This is a genomic window from Pseudoalteromonas sp. 1_2015MBL_MicDiv, assembly GCF_002407505.1.
Taxonomy (GTDB): Bacteria; Pseudomonadota; Gammaproteobacteria; order Enterobacterales; family Alteromonadaceae; genus Pseudoalteromonas; species Pseudoalteromonas fuliginea.
On sequence record NZ_CP012737.1, the window covers coordinates 2,739,363 to 2,755,936 of the forward strand.

Consider the following 16,574-nt stretch of genomic DNA (forward strand, 5'->3'; position numbering starts at 1 on the left):
AACTATAGGTAACCCCATCACGTGCAAAGAATTTTTTTAAAAGGTATAAAAGGTGGTACAGGTTGTACCGCAATTGTGGCTAATCTTGCCTGCGTGCTGAAAAAATCCGATGTACACGTAATTGCGGTTGATTTAGACCCAAAAAGTGATTTAGGGCTGCATTTTGGTTTGCCTTGGAAAAATACACAAGGCTGGAGCGACGCTGAAAATTTCAACGATATCCTGACATCTTTTTACCAAGATAGTGACGGCATCATTTTTTTACCCCATGGCGAAAAAACACCTTCTAATACCGCATTAAACGAACTGATTGATAATTGCAATAAACTGGACAATATTCAAAACGCTTGGGTACTCTTCGATTGTCCAAGTCATATAGATATCAGTAACTACACCTTACATAAAGACGATATTGTCATTGAGTTAGTCAATTGCGATGCGGTATGCCACAGTCTTATTTATAGACGTTTGCAAAAACTAAAAAAGACTGAAAATTCGTGGCATCACTTTTTTTTAGTTAACCGATACAATTCATCCTCTGAATTAGAATTCGATTTATTCTCACTTTGGCAGTCAACACTCCCACTTATGGCACCTTTTTTTATAAATAGTGACGAAGTGATTAAAGAGTCAACGGCTTATCGTAATGTGGCACTAAACTGTGCACCTTATAGCATTGCTAACGACGATTTCGAAACGCTGGCTGGCTGGTTGGTAAGTAAAACAGCATTATGATCTCATTTAAGGCACTTCATAAACACCCTTTTCAAAACACCTTTCGACTGGTGCTGAGTTTATTGTTTAGCGAAAAATTAGTCCGTTTGATTCTGTTTAAGTTTCACGGCTACTTCAATCAACACAGAATGAATGCGATTGAAGCATTGCTGATGCCATTTCTGATTATAGTAAGTTCTCTATTTGTAAAAATTAGCGTTCATAAGCGTAATATTCGTGAATCGATAAGCGTGAATTATCCGCATTTAAGACAACCGTATAGAAACCATCCTTATTCAAATTCAATACGCTTTATTTTACAAAGCGTTTTTTTGACGTTCGTTAAAAAAACGACAAAAAAAAGGGCGACGAAAGAAAAAATATCACACCATTTCTATGACTCAGTGAATCGTCTCTTTAGGCAGTTTAGGTGGTTTGATTTAAAATTAGGTAAGTTACTAAGGCGTATACTGTCAAAAAGCAAAAAAAAACCTAAACAAAGTGCTTTTTACTCTATTGCCGATGCGCGTGTTTGGCAAAATAAATATGTAAAATACATTGTGATTGCATTCATATTGTTTTTATTAACGATTTTTATCACTATTCCTTTTAGTCTAGAAGCGCAAGCCATTTTTATAAGCTTCATTTTATTAGTCGCCTATTCACTTAAGCGAATAAAAGGCCAGATGGCAACGATTGTAATGATCACTTTATCGGTAACAACGTCCTCACGTTACTTATGGTGGCGTTACACTGAAACGCTAAATTGGGATGATCCTCTTGCTTTAGCCTTAGGAGCTGGACTACTACTTGCTGAAACATATGCTTGGCTTGTTTTAATACTTGGTTTTTTCCAAACTATTAACCCACTCGAACGCAAGCCCATACCATTACCTAGAAACACTGAATTATGGCCTACGGTTGATGTGTATATCCCAACTTACAATGAACCATTGAGTGTTGTAAAACCAACTACATTAGCAGCGCTAAGTATCGATTGGCCTGAGGACAAGTTAAATGTGTATATTCTCGATGATGGTAAACGTCCTGAATTTGCTGATTTTGCAAAAGAAGTTGGCGTAGGGTATTTAACGCGTCCGGATAACAATCATGCCAAAGCTGGCAATATGAACAGCGCTATGCGCTATACCCACGGTGAGTACATTGCTATATTTGACTGTGACCATGTTCCTGCGCGTTCTTTTTTGCAAACAACCATGGGCCAATTTTTAAAAGACAGTAAAGTCTGTTTAGTGCAAACACCACATCATTTTTTCTCTGCTGATCCATTTGAAAGAAACCTTAACAATCACAGCCAAATCCCAAATGAAAACATGTTATTTTACGGGCTTATTCAAGACGGTAACGACATGTGGGATGCGACTTTCTTTTGTGGTTCTTGTGCGGTATTAAAACGAGAAGCGCTGGATAATATTGGTGGTTTTGCATTTGAAACTGTAACCGAAGATGCTCACACAGCACTTCGTATGCAGCGCGCTGGTTATAAAACAGCTTATATCAACATTCCACAAGCCGCAGGACTCGCTACTGATAGTTTATCGGCGCATATTGGGCAACGAATTCGTTGGGCACGCGGTATGGCGCAAATTTTCAGACTTGATAACCCTTTAATGGGCAAAGGGTTAAGTATTCCTCAACGCTTGTGCTATATAAACGCAATGTTACATTTTTTATCGGGAATACCTCGTATTGTATTTTTAACAGCCCCTTTGGCACTGATCTACTTTAATGCCTATATTATTTATGCGCCTTTTTTAGCTATTTTTATTTATGTAGTACCTACGCTTATTCAAATTAAAGCGACTAATTCACGTATTCAAGGTAAATACAGGTACTCATTTTGGGGCGAAGTGTATGAATCGGTGTTGGCTTGGTACATATTGAAACCAACCACTGTTGCCTTATTTAATCCTAATAAAGGTAAGTTTAATGTAACAGAAAAAGGTGGGCTAAATGATGAAGAGCATTACGACTGGGGAATTTCGAAACCCTATCTCATACTGTTAGCAATTAACCTTCTGGGCATCGTGTTTGGGGTACTGCGTTTGATCTTTGGTGACCCTTCTCAAATAGGTGTGTTAGTGATTAGTATGGGCTGGGCGCTCTACAACATGATTATTCTAGGAGCCGCTGTTGCTGTTGCAGCAGAAGCGCGTCAAGTAAGGCACTCACACCGAATAAAAGCCAACTTTCCAGCGGGTATTCGCTTAGCGAATGGGCACACATTAAAAGTTAGAATCACTGATTACTCAGATAATGGTGTCGGTATTGAGACAGAGCATGCCCACATATGTAGAGTAAACGATAAAATTGAGTTGTTAATGAGTCGAGGAGACAAACAATTTTCGTTTACAACTCATGTGTGTAATACCCGTAATAAACATATAGGCCTGACACTTAAAGATTTGTCGCTCGAAAAACAACGTGCATTTATACAGTGTACTTTTTCTAGAGCAGATGCCTGGCTTGATTGGCAAAATAACTTTAGGCATGATCGCCCGTCATACAGCTTCAAAGAAGTACAAAAGACTAGTTTAAGAGGCTTTAGTAATTTACTATTTCATGCGCCTAGGCCATTACAACCGACTATTAAACTGTTAACTCGTTTAGTTATGTATATAAACTCATTCATTCCAAAAAAACCTATAGTGCAAAATAATTATGATTAATAAGCTACTTAGTACACTCGTTATATTTTTACTCATGAACATTGCTTGGCAAGCTAATGCTATTGAGCCCATGAGTGATAAGACCATATTCAACAATGGCTATCCTGAGAGTGCTCAAGTTACTAGCTTACGTCTTGATTTTGAAGCTCTGGGTTTTAATAATTATAAGCTAGACGGTATAAATAACGATTCAAATGTCGACTTCACTAATCGCATTGATAAGTTGAGTAAAAATTTGATGTTGAATTTCTCATACACAAACTCTCCTTCATTAATTGCCAACGTATCGCATTTAAAAGTGTATTTTAATGAAAATTTAGTGACAGTTTTATCTATAAATGAACCTTCCAATATTATTAAAAATACCGCTGAACATAATATAGCGCTCAACGCAAAATACATTCAAGACTTCAATCAAATTCGCTTTGAGCTTGTTGGTTATTATAGTACGTCATGTCAAGACTATTTTAGCCGTGCTATTTGGGTAGAAATAAACAAATCAAGTAATATAACTCTCGACCAAACTTCACTGGCTATTGATAGTAAAATTGAGTATTTACCTGAACCATTTTTTGATAGCAAAGATTACAGTAAACTAACTCTTCCGTTTATTTTTTCCGGCACACCAAATGAAGAAGCAATAGAAGCCGCTGCAACACTTTCGAGCTGGTTTGGTGCTCAAGCTGATTGGCGTGGTGCTAACTTCCCTGTTGTACTTAATCAATCACCTAATCAACACAGTGTTGTATTTATTACAAACACATCTAAACCTGCTTTTTTAGCCGACTACCCTGATGTAGAAAAACCAACAATAGAGATTATTTCCAATCCAATACACCGTTATAAAAAAATACTCCTTATATTAGGACGTGATGAAAAAGATTTAAAAACCGCAGTAAACGGTTTAGTGTTTGGCCATAAAGTAATGACTGGCCGAAGTGTAAGTATTGAAGGCATGAATAAGATTCCACTTCGCAAAGCTTACGATGCACCTCGATGGCTGAGAAGCGATCGCCCTGTACATTTTGATGAGTTAATTGACTACCCAACTCAGTTACAAACTACAGGGCTCAATAGCGGTCCTGTTAAGTTGAATATTCGCTTTGCACCTGATTTATTTACGTGGCGTGAAAAAGGGATCCCGATAACGTTGCAATATCGTAATACGCCAGAAGATGACACACTAAGTTCTAGGCTGAATATGCTGATAAACCAAGAGTTTATTAGTGGCTTTTTATTAGAAAAAAATGACTCTACTGTAAGTACAACAAAAACACTGTTACCGTTAATTGCTAATACAGATTCAACTCAAAGTACTGAAAACTTTTCGCTTAATGGTATTAGCTTGGCTAAACGTAATGAGCTTAATTTTGATTTTCGATTTGACGTACTAAAAAATGCAACATGTACTGGAGCTCCTCTTGGCGGCGAATATGGTGTTATAGACGGTAACTCTCATATTGATGTAAGTAATTTTAATCACTATATCGCACTACCAGATTTAAATGTATTTGCTAATAGTGGATTCCCGTTTACAAAATACGCCGATTTACAACAAACATTAGTTATTTTGAATGAAAACCCAACACCTAAAGCACTTTCAATGCTCTTTAATTTAACAGGTCATTTTGGCGCTATAACAGGCTACCCTGGTCACCGTTTAACAGTAAAATATTTAAGTGATGATATAAACTACAACGATAAAGACATACTGTTTATAACCAAACCAAGTACGCGCAGTGACAAGCTAAAAGAAGATGAACCAAAAAACATTTTGCTTAACAACAATCAACGTGCAATTAAACTCGCTATTTATAACGGTGCTTATGACGATAATAAAGCTGAAAAAATACAAATAAACGTAAAGAGTAGCGGCAATATGGCGGTGATTACAGGCTATCAGTCCCCCTTTAGCTCGCAACGTTCTATAGTATCGTTAACGGCAACAACAAATGAAGCGTTTGGCCTATTAGATAACGCACTGATGAACTCGCAAAGTCGAGAACAAATTAAGGGCAGTGCAACAATAATTACAACACAAGGGATCGAAACAATTAAAACAGATAAACAGTATTTTGTTGGTCAGATCCCTGTTCATACCTTAATTTGGTTTCACTTATCAGATCACCCATTTATATTAGCGTTATTATCTATTTTAACGCTACTGCTGATCTCATTTATTCTATGGCGATTATTACAAGCACTTACATACAAGCGTTTAGCTGAGGGAGATAAATAATGAAGTCACTTATAAAGGTATTCTGCGTTGCTGTGGCATTATTTGCTTTTAATGCGAAAGCACAGATAGAACAGTGTCAACCGTGGCAAGCATGGCAAGTATTTAAAAGCCACTTTATAAGCCCAGATGGTCGTGTTATTGATTTAGGTAGTAAGCAGAGTATTACAACATCTGAAGGTCAGTCTTACGCGTTATTTTTTGCTGTAATAGCAAACGATAAAGCAATGTTTGATTTAGTACTTGATTGGACCGAAAATCATTTATCCGAAGGTGATTTAAGTACGCGTTTACCAGCATGGCAATGGGGTATAAATGAAAAAAATGCAGGATCAATTTTAGATTCAAACCCTGCCGCTGACTCTGATTTATGGATAGCTTATAGCTTATCACAAGCTGCTATTCTCTGGGGTGACCGTCGTTATAGTATATTAGCGGCCGTGCTAGCTCAGCGTATAATACGAGAAGAAACAGCCTATATTTCCGGTCTTGGTTTGTCATTACTACCAGCCCCAGCTGGCTTTGAATTTAAAGATGAACAATATAAATTAAACCCTAGTTACTCACCTTTATTTATATATCAACAATTTAAAAAACTATACCCTCATTCTCCTTGGGAGCAACTGCATGAAAGCTCAGCAAAGTTAATTCTAGATACGGCCAAACAAGGTGTTAGCCCTGACTGGGTAATGTACGACACTAATAATGGTTTTTATTACGATAAAAAAACAAGTGACGTAGGAAGCTACAACGCTATTAGGGTTTATTTATGGGCCAGTATGATGGCAAACGATGCGCCTTATAAAAAAGAATTGTTAGCACAATTTAATCCATTTTTAAAAACAATTAATGACCGTGGTTATGTGCCATTAAATACGTTTTCGAAATCAGGTAAATCAGAAAAAAGAGGCCCATTAGGCTTTAACGCTGCTTTACTACCTTTACTTGCAATACAAGACGATGATTCCTTAGCGATGACAATTCAGCAAAAATTAATGGTTGATAAGTCATTCACTCAAACTCGTTACTACGACAGTGTATTAAATTTATTTGGTACAAGTACTTTAAATAAACGTTTTGCAATTACAGCGGATGGAACATTACAACCTAAATGGAGTACTGAATGCAGCTAAAGGTTGCCCTACTCTGCGTATTAATACTGAGCCCAATGCTAAACGCAAAAACAGTAAATGATATTGATACGCGATCTGTTGAGTGGTTACTAAGCCAAATAAATATTGGTGAAGCACAAAAAAATAAAAGGCTTATTGAAGATAGCTTGAAAAAGCTGGTCGCGATTGCTCCAACCCGCATAGAAACACAGTGTGCTCAAGCGCATTACAACTTTGTTAACGGTGATTTAGATGGAGCAAATCAACTACTAAGCAAGTTAGATAACGGACTTATTAAGCAACCCCCTTGCATTGAAAAACTCAAAGTCATGTCTCGAATTGAAGGCAAAGATAAATCGGCTATTCAAGAAGCTAAATTACTAGCTCGCGCAGGTCGGTACGAACCTGCACGTCAAATTTATAATAAAATATTTAATAATGTATACCCAACACTCAATTATGAACTAGAACATTTAAGCTGGTACGCACAAGACAGCTCTCAATGGCAAAGTGTTAAAAATGGTTACGAAACATTATTGCAAAGTTACTCTAATATAGGCCAAGTTAAGATTGCTTACGCGAGGCATTTACTCAGACGTAACCCAAGTGACAAGCACGCTATTCGTATTCTAAGTAAATACGGCTCAACTTCTAGCTTTAGTAATGAAGTAGAAGAGATTTGGCTCGGTTCGCTAGCAAACATGCCAATTAGTGGTGCCACTGATAAAGAGTTTCAAACCTACTTTATGCTTTACCCGTTTAGTACTAAAGGTGAGTTACAGTATCAGGATTTCAAAAAAGATTTAACAGCACGTCAAACCTTAATTGCAGATCCAGCCTATCAGCTCTGGGTTAGAGGCGATAAACTCCTTGAAAAAAACAAATTAAAAGCGGCTGAACCGTTACTGTTAAAAGCGATAAGTGGGCGACCTCAAGACGGTGCAATAATGCGAAGTCTGGGTATTCTTTATTTACGCTTAGGTGACAATCAAAAATCCTATGAGTACTTTACACGAGCGCAACAGCACACCGCCGATTTTGCACAAAGAGAAACCTTAAAAGGATTAGCTAAAACAGCAAAGTTTTGGCTTTATATACGCCAAGCCAAAGATGCAATTAATAAGAACGAATTTAAAATAGCAAAGCTAAAATTAGACTTAGCTGATGCATTGGAGCAAAACCCTAATGCAGTTTTATATAACAGAGGCTTGTTACAATTTGCTCAAGGGCAATACTCTCAAGCAGCACGAACCTATCAAATTGTTTTAAAGAATGACCCTCTCAATAACAGCGCCTTATTAGGTTTGCTTGAAATAGCTGAACTTGAACAAAGTGAACAAGCTTTAACGTCTTTTTATAACCGTTTAACATTTGCTCAAAAGGAGCAAATTAAGCAATCCTATTCAATATCGCTTAGTAGCCAATATCGAGCAAAAGCAAATACCCTAGCGCAAGCAGGTGATTTAGAGCAGGCTGAAAAAGTGTTGCGTGAGGCAATAGATATTGCACCAGAGCAATCTTGGCTATATTACGACTTAGCTTTTATATACCAACAAAAAGGGCTTACTGATAAAGCTCGTACGTTGTTTAATAACGTATTGTGGCAGTTCCCTTTAAACCCTCAGCTGCGCTATAGCCACGCGCTTTTTCTACGATCTATTGATGACTACCAAGGCGCTATTGCAACCTTGCAATATATTCCCTTTAGAGCCAGAAATGCAGATATTGTTACGCTAGAACAACAGCTACAACTTAACGAATCTTTAACTCAAAGCGAGCGCCATCTTGATGCTAAAAATAAAGCAACGGCCATCTATCATTTAAGCGCCTTAGAAGCACAAAACTTAACTCCCGTAATGCAAGCCGAATTAGCACGTAATTGGTATCGAATTAATGAAAAGCTATACGCTGTTAAACTTATAAATAAAGCATTAACGGCACAACCTACACTTGCTGCTTATTGGCATATGCTTTATGGCGAATGGCTATTAGAACAAGGAAATGAGCAACAAACTAAACAATGGTTCACCAGTTATGCTCTTTCAGAAAATGCATCTGAAAATGATGTTAATCAATATGTACAGTTACAAAACAACTATATTAACCAGTATTACAGCGGCAGCGATTTAATTGCGAAACTAAATCAACTAGACCAAAAATATAAAAATAACGCAGCAATAACCACAGCATTAATTAACGCAAATTTAGCGCTTGAACAACGCCAAGCAGCGATTATCTTATATCAGCAAAAAGTACAAAATAAGCAAATTATTGAGCCACAAGCTTTACTAGCGATTGCTAAAGCGTACAGAGAGCAAGGTGATGATTTTCAAGCCAAAGAAGTAACACAACAAGCTATAACGCAAACTTCATCACAGGAAAGCTATTTACAACGTCAAATTATGGCATCTCTTAATGATTTTAACTACTCAGGTGACGCACTTGGTTTAGCTACAGAACTCATTACTAAATCGCCAAATGATACAGAGTTACGTTATTTGGGCGCCCAAGTGGCCAGCAATTTCAATGAAACAGAACAAGCTCAACTTTGGTACACACAAACACTCTCGCCTAACCGCACATTAACTGAAAAAGAGCTTTATAACTCGCTTTCGCTAATAAATGAAAGCGATGAGTGGTATATAAACGGCGCAAAGCGTGAGCTTATTAATGAACAAAACAAAAACCAAGCTTACATCGCTATTGGTGTTAACTTTAGTGGCCAGACAAGCACTGAAAGTGAAGCAACCCTTGGGGCTGGTTTAGTGCCTATTGAAGCCTATTTCCCACTTTGGCAAGGTCAAGGCTTTGTAAAAATAGACCCGACAACAATTAGTGCGCAAACAACACGTTTTGATGAGCAATTTGCGGGAAGCCGTTATGGCCAAGGTGCTTTATGTATATTTACGTGTTCTCTTGATGAAGTAAGCCCGAAAGAAAGCGGCGTAGATATTGGATTAGGCTGGCAGAATGAAAACTGGCGTTTAGATATAGGTACAACCCCTTTAGGGTTTTTAATTGAGGATATTGTCTGGGGCGTAAATTACGCCGATGATATTGGCGACTTTGGATACAGCCTTGAATTAGAGAAGCGTCCTGTTACCAGCTCAGTACTTTCTTATGCGGGTCTTGAAGATATAAACACCGGTAAAATATGGGGAGGCGTACGTTCTACAGGCCTTACTGCAAATATATCACACGATTTAGGTGGTAATTGGGGATTTTGGTCTAGTGCTGACTTTACCTCATATAAGGGCCAAAATGTAAAAGACAATCAGCGATATCGTATTATGGGTGGCAGTTATTATCGCGTAATTAGCAATCAAGAACGCGAATTCACTGTAGGAGCAAGCTTATTACATTGGGCATACCAATATAATTTAAGTGAAGAAACTTGGGGGCATGGTGGTTACTATAGTCCACAAAATTACGTTGGTTTATCAGTACCGCTTAGTTATGACGCACGTTGGGGCAATGATTTTGTTTATCGTTTGAAAACGGGCGTTTCATATTCACAAACTAAAACCCAAGCAATTGACTTTTTCCCTAACGATCCAGACTTACAAGCAGAAGCGTTTATTCGTCAGCTTGAAACAGGAGCAAATCCAGCGTTTGAGGGCGACACAAGTTCAAGTATCTCTTATAACCTAGAGGGCAGCTTTGAATATAGAATAACGCCACACTGGTTTTTTGGTGGTTACCTGGCAATAGATCGTTCAGACTTTTACGAGCCTAACTTTGGCCAATTGTATATGCGATACTACTTCAACCCTGTATATGGCACTCTTGAATTTCCTGGCACTCCAATTGTACCTTATGCCGAGTTCTAACTCGGCATAAGGTGATACACCGCGCAATACTTCCCCTAGCACTAAGGTATATGTATACTTGTGCCCAATTGTAACTAGGATAAGGGTGTGCCTCTTACCTTGTGGTGTTATTACCCTATAGCAAATCATTATCTTAGCTACAAATACTATACTGATGGTCGAGCATTCTAGTAAATACAAATACTAAAATAGCTAAAGCAAAAAATTATAAGGCCATTACAACAATTCTTAAAGTTAGGAAGTAAATATGAGTTCAGCTCCAGATAGTGGCTGGTTTGGCCACCCTAAAGGACTTTCGACATTGTTCTTCACTGAAATGTGGGAACGAATGAGTTATTACGGTATGCGAGCTATGCTCGTATTGTTTATGACGGCAAGCTTACAACAAGAAGGCCTTGGCTTTACCGTTGCATCAGCTGCTGCAATATATGGTTTATACACAGGCGCAGTATACTTTTTAGGTTTACCTGGCGGTTGGCTAGCCGATAGACTATTCGGTGGTCAAAAAGCGGTTTGGTATGGCGGTATTATTATTATGTGTGGCCATATTATTTTGGCAGTTCCACATGATTATTCATTTTTTATTGGCTTAATATTTGTAGCGACGGGTACTGGTTTATTAAAACCAAATATCAGCGCAATGGTTGGCCAGTTATACAGTGATGCCGACGAACGTCGTGATGGTGGTTACGCTATTTACTACATGGGTATTAACCTAGGTTCTTTGATTGGTTACTACGTTTGTGGTTACTTTATGGAAAACGTAGGCTGGCACTGGGCGTTTGGCGCAGCAGCTGTTGGTATGGCTATTGGTTTAGTGCAATATAAGCGCTCACTTAATAACTTGCCAGAGCATAGCGTTTTACCAGCCAACCCATTAGGCCCTAAAGGTACTTCCCGCGCATGGGGTGGTATTGCTGCGTTTGTAATTATAGCTGCAGCAGTGACTACAGCTGCAATGACCGGCGCAATTGTAATCAATCCAACAGTGGTTGCAGGATACGTAGCTGTTGTATTCACTATTATCTTTTTTGTTTATTTTGGTGTTATTTACTTTACAGGTAAATTAACTGATGCTGAAAAACAAAGAATGTGGGCGCTATTTTTAGTATGTATTGCATCAGCATGTTTTTGGTCTGGTTTTGAACAAGCAGGTTCATCATTAAACTTATTTGCACGCGATTATACTGACCGCCTTATTGGTACTTTTGAAATCCCTACAACGTGGTTTCAATCGTTAAACTCGCTGTTTATTATTGCCCTATCACCATTTTTTGCAGCGCTTTGGATTAATTTATCTAAAAGTCTAGTATCACCTAGCTACAGCCTTAAGTGTGCGCTTGGTTTAATTATCATGGCGTCAGGCTTTTTAGTTATGTTTATGGCGGCTCATTACGCTGCTGAAGGCTTAAAAGTAGCGCCTTACTGGCTTGTTACTACCTATTTTTTACATACAGTAGGTGAGCTTTGTTTAAGCCCTGTAGCATTAAGTGCGGTAAGTAAACTATCGCCTAAACGTTACACTGGTCAAATGATGGGTGTATTTGTATTAACTTACTCAATCGGTAACATCATCGCAGGTTTACTTGCTGGTAATTTCGATCCGAATAATGTCCAAGAAATCCCTAACCTATACCTACAAATTGCATTATTTAGCATTGGTGTTGGTGTTGTTTTAGTGCTCATGACATTTAAAGCTAAAGTATGGGAAAAACAAGGGCTAGAAGAAAAAGCTTCTTAATTGTTTTTTAAATAATATAACTAAAAGCCAATCCCTCATAACCGCTATGAGGGATTTTTTTATTCAACTTTGCCGCACCACCGTTAACTGATATTATAGCCTGATTGATTAGAGAATAGACTCAGGGAACAGCTGTATATGCAATCGTTAACGATATTACATGCCACAATTTTAGCATTTTTAATTATGCTTTTATCAGCTTGTGGCGGCTCCAGTGACGAGGTTACACTCAATCCAAACAACCCAGTTGAACCAGAGCCAAGTACACTAACATTATCAAGCTCGACTGGTTTAGACACGACATTAGATGAAGGTAATTTTATACTAACCGCTCCTGCTGGTGCGACTTCTAGTAATACAGAGCTTACTTACGAGAAAATACTATTAGATGAAGCAAATGAGCAACAAAATATAGTTTCAGATTTACATAGTCTTACACCAAACTCGCTGACTTTAATTACCCCCATCACTATTACAATAAAAATCCCTGTGGACTATGCATTAGGCGGGCAACTCTTTATAGCAAAACTATCAACCAATACATGGGACATAATCGAAAACTCAACCGTGTTAGATGGCTTCGTTAGCGCGCAAGTGAACACATTAGGCACCTACGCAATACAAATGCAGCGTAATGAAACTTTTGCCAATATAGGCCCAACTTGTGATGCGAATGCCACTAAACAATCAGTGAGGTTTGTGCATGTTGCCGATTTACATGCTCGCTTTGGCTACCAAGAGCAATATTTCAGCCGTATTAAAGCCTACTACAACCAAGTAGCAAGCCAAACTCCTCATACCTTATTTACAAATGGTGGTGACGACTATGAAAAAGGCACCGTTGCAGAGCAACTATCACAAGGTACTGCAACAGAAGAAGCAATTAAAGCGATGCAATTTGATGTTCGTGTTGTTGGAAACCATGATTACGCATGGGGCCCAGAAAAATTACTAAGTTATTCCCAAGACGAGAATGCCATCGTACTGGCGAGTAATACACGGTATGAAGGTGAGCAACTACAAGATTTTGCAGGCGTAGGATTTGCAAAAGTACAAGTAGGGTGTGTCACTTTAGGTTTGTTTGGTATGACTTCTGTGCCATGGAATGAACTTGATGAACCAATTGAAGATGAACCAATCCCTGATTTTATAAAACAATTTAAAATGAGTTGGCAATGGCAACAAGTGGCGCAAAGCATTGTTAGTCAATATCGTGACGACGTAGATTATATGATCATGCTGAGCCATTTAGGTGTCGGTTTTGATACTGATATGGCAACTAACGTCGCAGGCATTGATTTAGTGCTTGGCGGCCACACGCATGGTGGTGAAAGTTTCGAGACACTAGACAACGGCGCGATTGTTATTCAGCCAGATTTTTATGCTAAAGGGATTACTGATTTAACGCTTGATTTTGATTTAGCGGATAAATCATCTCCGGTTGTTGATTACAAAACAATTGAAACCGACTCTATTAATGAACGAGATGAAACGACTAAACAAGCTATTGATGAAATTATGGGTCGTTATGCTCCTGACGCTGAAACAGAAATAACTATTTCAGAAAATTATCCAACTACTTTACAATTAGCTGAAATAACCGCCTTAGCTGCAAAGCATTCAAGTTCAATAAGCGCAGCGCTTTTAAATCCTGAGCTAGTACAAAAACGCTGGACACCGGGCGCGCTTACCCAAGAAGATTTTCATAAAGCTTTTTATGTAGAAAGGCAGCCATCAAATACGCCTGGGTTTAATTCTATTTATAAAGTCACCGTATCAGGCAGTGATTTAACCGCTATGTTTGCCAGTCAACCTGATTGGTTTTCACTTAAACCTGAAGATATACAACCCACAAATAATTACGAAGTTGCGCTATTTAAAGGCGCGGCTTTAAATCCTGATTTATTTTTTAATAGTGTGACATTCTCAAACATAGAGCCAATAGCCGAAGCTTGGTGGCTACTTGATAAATATGCTCGATTTAGAACAAGCCAATGCCTACATTTGGATACCGACACTGAGCTTTACTCGTGCAGTAACGTAGCAAATGTAACTGTATGGAATTTTGAGGATACTAACAATCCGTTAGCGGCTGATTTTGGGCCTTCAGTACTTAACTACTTTGATCCAGATGAAACAAATTGGGGCACTGATGAAACCCAATATAACACCACCACTCAGTTAAATATTGATGATTTAACTGACGGCCCTTCGGGTGTCATGGCATTTTCGCGCCACTCCCCGACAGAAGGCTTATTAATTGAATTAAACACCCCTGCAAATGGTGATTTTGCAAACGAAGGAATGGTATCTGACTACACACTTGTTATGGATTTATATTGGCCTTCAGAAGGCAAAGATATTTATCGTGCAATAATGCAAGCAGAAACAACCAATTATCTGGATGACGATGCTGACATATTTATAGACCCAAGTGGTGGTTATGGTAAATCAACAAGCGACAGTGGCTACTTTGGTAATACTCAGGCAGAAGCATGGCACCGTGTCGCATTTGTTTTCTACACAGCACCTACAAATGGGGTATTTGAAGTATACATTGATGGTGAATTAGCTGGCGTTAAAGAAGACGGCGAAATTGACCGTCAATGGGCACTCAATAAAACGGTGCTTTTATTTACCGATAATAATTTTGAAACCGTAGCGGGTTACTTGAATGCATTGCTTTATGCTGGCCGTGCTATGACCCAAGATGAAATTAAGCGTATGGGCGCTGCACAACAAAAATTAACATTTGAGCAATCTACACGTACTTTAAACCAAACAATTGAACGTCACTACAAAGCAGCTCCAGCAATAAAAACTAACCCATGGCTAGAGCAGCGAAACAAGTTTTTTGGCAACGCCTCTCAAAGTGTAAACAATTAAGTACGAAAAAGCTTTTACTTATTAATTATAAAAGGAGGTTTAACGCAGGTTAAACCTCCTTTTTAGTATTTAAATACAATAACTTAAAAACAAGCACTCCCACTTGAATTTATACCATATAACTTCATTTTACTTAACTGTATTACAAACACGTAACTTTATAATAACCGTCCTATAAAATTTACACATGCACTAGACACTAAATAGCGCCCTTCTCTTCCCCAAATTAAAAATCTGGTTGATTATCTACTGTAATATGACAACAACACATAATCGCAGTGCTTAATTGCGGGAGTAATAATAATGAGTGAAGTAAATAACTATTTAGGTTTAGTCGGTATTGAATTTACCGAGTACGCAACACCTGATGCTGATTATATGGATAAAGTATTTACTGATTTTGGCTTCTCTAAGCTTAAAAAATTCAAAGGTAAAGACATTGTTTATTACAACCAAAACGATATTCACTTTTTACTGAATAACGAGCGTGAAGGTTTTTCTGCAGAATTTGCTAAAAGCCATGGCCCTGCTATTTGTTCAATGGGTTGGCGTGTTGAGAATGCGCAAAAAGCATTTGAAACAGCTGTAGAGCGAGGTGCAAAACCAGCCACTGATTCAACACATAAAAACATGCCTTACCCTGCAATTTATGGCATTGGCGACAGCCTAATTTACTTTATTGAAAATTTTGGCGACAAAGGCACTATTTACGAAAGTGATTTTGAAGACTTAGAAACGCAAAATATTGTAGAAGATAAAGGCTTTATCCGAATCGATCATTTAACCAATAACGTTTATAAAGGCACCATGGAAAAATGGGCTAACTTTTATAAAGACGTATTTGGTTTTACAGAAGTACGTTACTTTGACATTAAAGGTCAAAAAACAGCGCTTATTTCGTATGCACTTAAGTCCCCTTGTGGCACCTTCTCTATTCCAATAAACGAAGGTAAAGGTAACGATAACAACCAAATTGATGAATACCTTGGTGAGTACAACGGCCCAGGCGTTCAACATTTAGCGTTTTTAACAGATGACTTAGTAAGCTCTCTCGATAAGCTGGATAAATCAACAATTGCTACTTTGGATATTATCCCTGAGTACTACGATACTATTTTTGACCGTGTACCTTGGGTTGCGGAAGATAAAGAAAAGATTCGTCAGCATCAAATACTCGTTGATAGCCAAAGTGAAAATTGTTACTTATTGCAAATCTTCTCTAAAAACTTATTTGGCCCAATCTTTATAGAAATGATCCAACGCGTTGATGATGGTGGTTTTGGTGAAGGTAACTTCCAAGCATTATTTGAATCAATCGAACGCGACCAAGAGCGTCGCGGCGTTTTATAAAACATTTGAGTAAAT

General features: G+C 38.1%; 8 protein-coding genes. All 8 read left to right on the forward strand.

Translation table 11 applies throughout. The features are described 5' to 3' along the window. Positions 1-21 precede the first annotated feature (21 nt). The 8 genes from bcsQ to hppD all read left to right on the forward strand — a co-directional run bounded on the left by bcsQ (position 22) and on the right by hppD (position 16,559). On the forward strand, positions 22-735 hold the full coding sequence (gene bcsQ, locus AOR04_RS12305) for a cellulose biosynthesis protein BcsQ (RefSeq protein WP_096793498.1): 714 nt from the start codon (positions 22-24) through the stop codon (positions 733-735). Next, positions 732-3,404: a UDP-forming cellulose synthase catalytic subunit gene (bcsA, locus tag AOR04_RS12310; protein ID WP_096793499.1), complete on the forward strand. Its 2,673-nt coding sequence runs from the start codon at positions 732-734 to the stop codon at positions 3,402-3,404. The genes bcsQ and bcsA overlap by 4 nt, the downstream gene beginning before the upstream one ends. Beyond that, positions 3,397-5,643: a cellulose biosynthesis cyclic di-GMP-binding regulatory protein BcsB gene (bcsB, locus tag AOR04_RS12315; protein WP_096793500.1), complete on the forward strand. Its 2,247-nt coding sequence runs from the start codon at positions 3,397-3,399 to the stop codon at positions 5,641-5,643. Before bcsA ends, bcsB begins: the two co-directional genes overlap by 8 nt. Further along, on the forward strand, positions 5,643-6,773 hold the full coding sequence (gene bcsZ, locus AOR04_RS12320; protein ID WP_096793501.1) for a cellulose synthase complex periplasmic endoglucanase BcsZ: 1,131 nt from the start codon (positions 5,643-5,645) through the stop codon (positions 6,771-6,773). Before bcsB ends, bcsZ begins: the two co-directional genes overlap by 1 nt. Then, a complete protein-coding gene (locus tag AOR04_RS12325; protein WP_096793502.1) occupies positions 6,764-10,582 on the forward strand; it encodes a cellulose synthase subunit BcsC-related outer membrane protein in 3,819 nt (1,272 codons plus the stop codon). The genes bcsZ and AOR04_RS12325 overlap by 10 nt, the downstream gene beginning before the upstream one ends. A 247-nt stretch (positions 10,583-10,829) precedes the next feature. Then, positions 10,830-12,323, forward strand: a complete 1,494-nt coding sequence (locus AOR04_RS12330) for a peptide MFS transporter (protein WP_096793503.1) — start codon at positions 10,830-10,832, stop codon at positions 12,321-12,323. A 138-nt stretch (positions 12,324-12,461) separates the two neighbouring features. Continuing rightward, positions 12,462-15,209: a metallophosphoesterase gene (locus tag AOR04_RS12335; protein ID WP_096793504.1), complete on the forward strand. Its 2,748-nt coding sequence runs from the start codon at positions 12,462-12,464 to the stop codon at positions 15,207-15,209. Positions 15,210-15,512: 303 nt separating this feature from the next. After that, positions 15,513-16,559, forward strand: a complete 1,047-nt coding sequence (gene hppD, locus AOR04_RS12340) for a 4-hydroxyphenylpyruvate dioxygenase (protein WP_008134701.1) — start codon at positions 15,513-15,515, stop codon at positions 16,557-16,559. Positions 16,560-16,574: the final 15 nt, after the last annotated feature.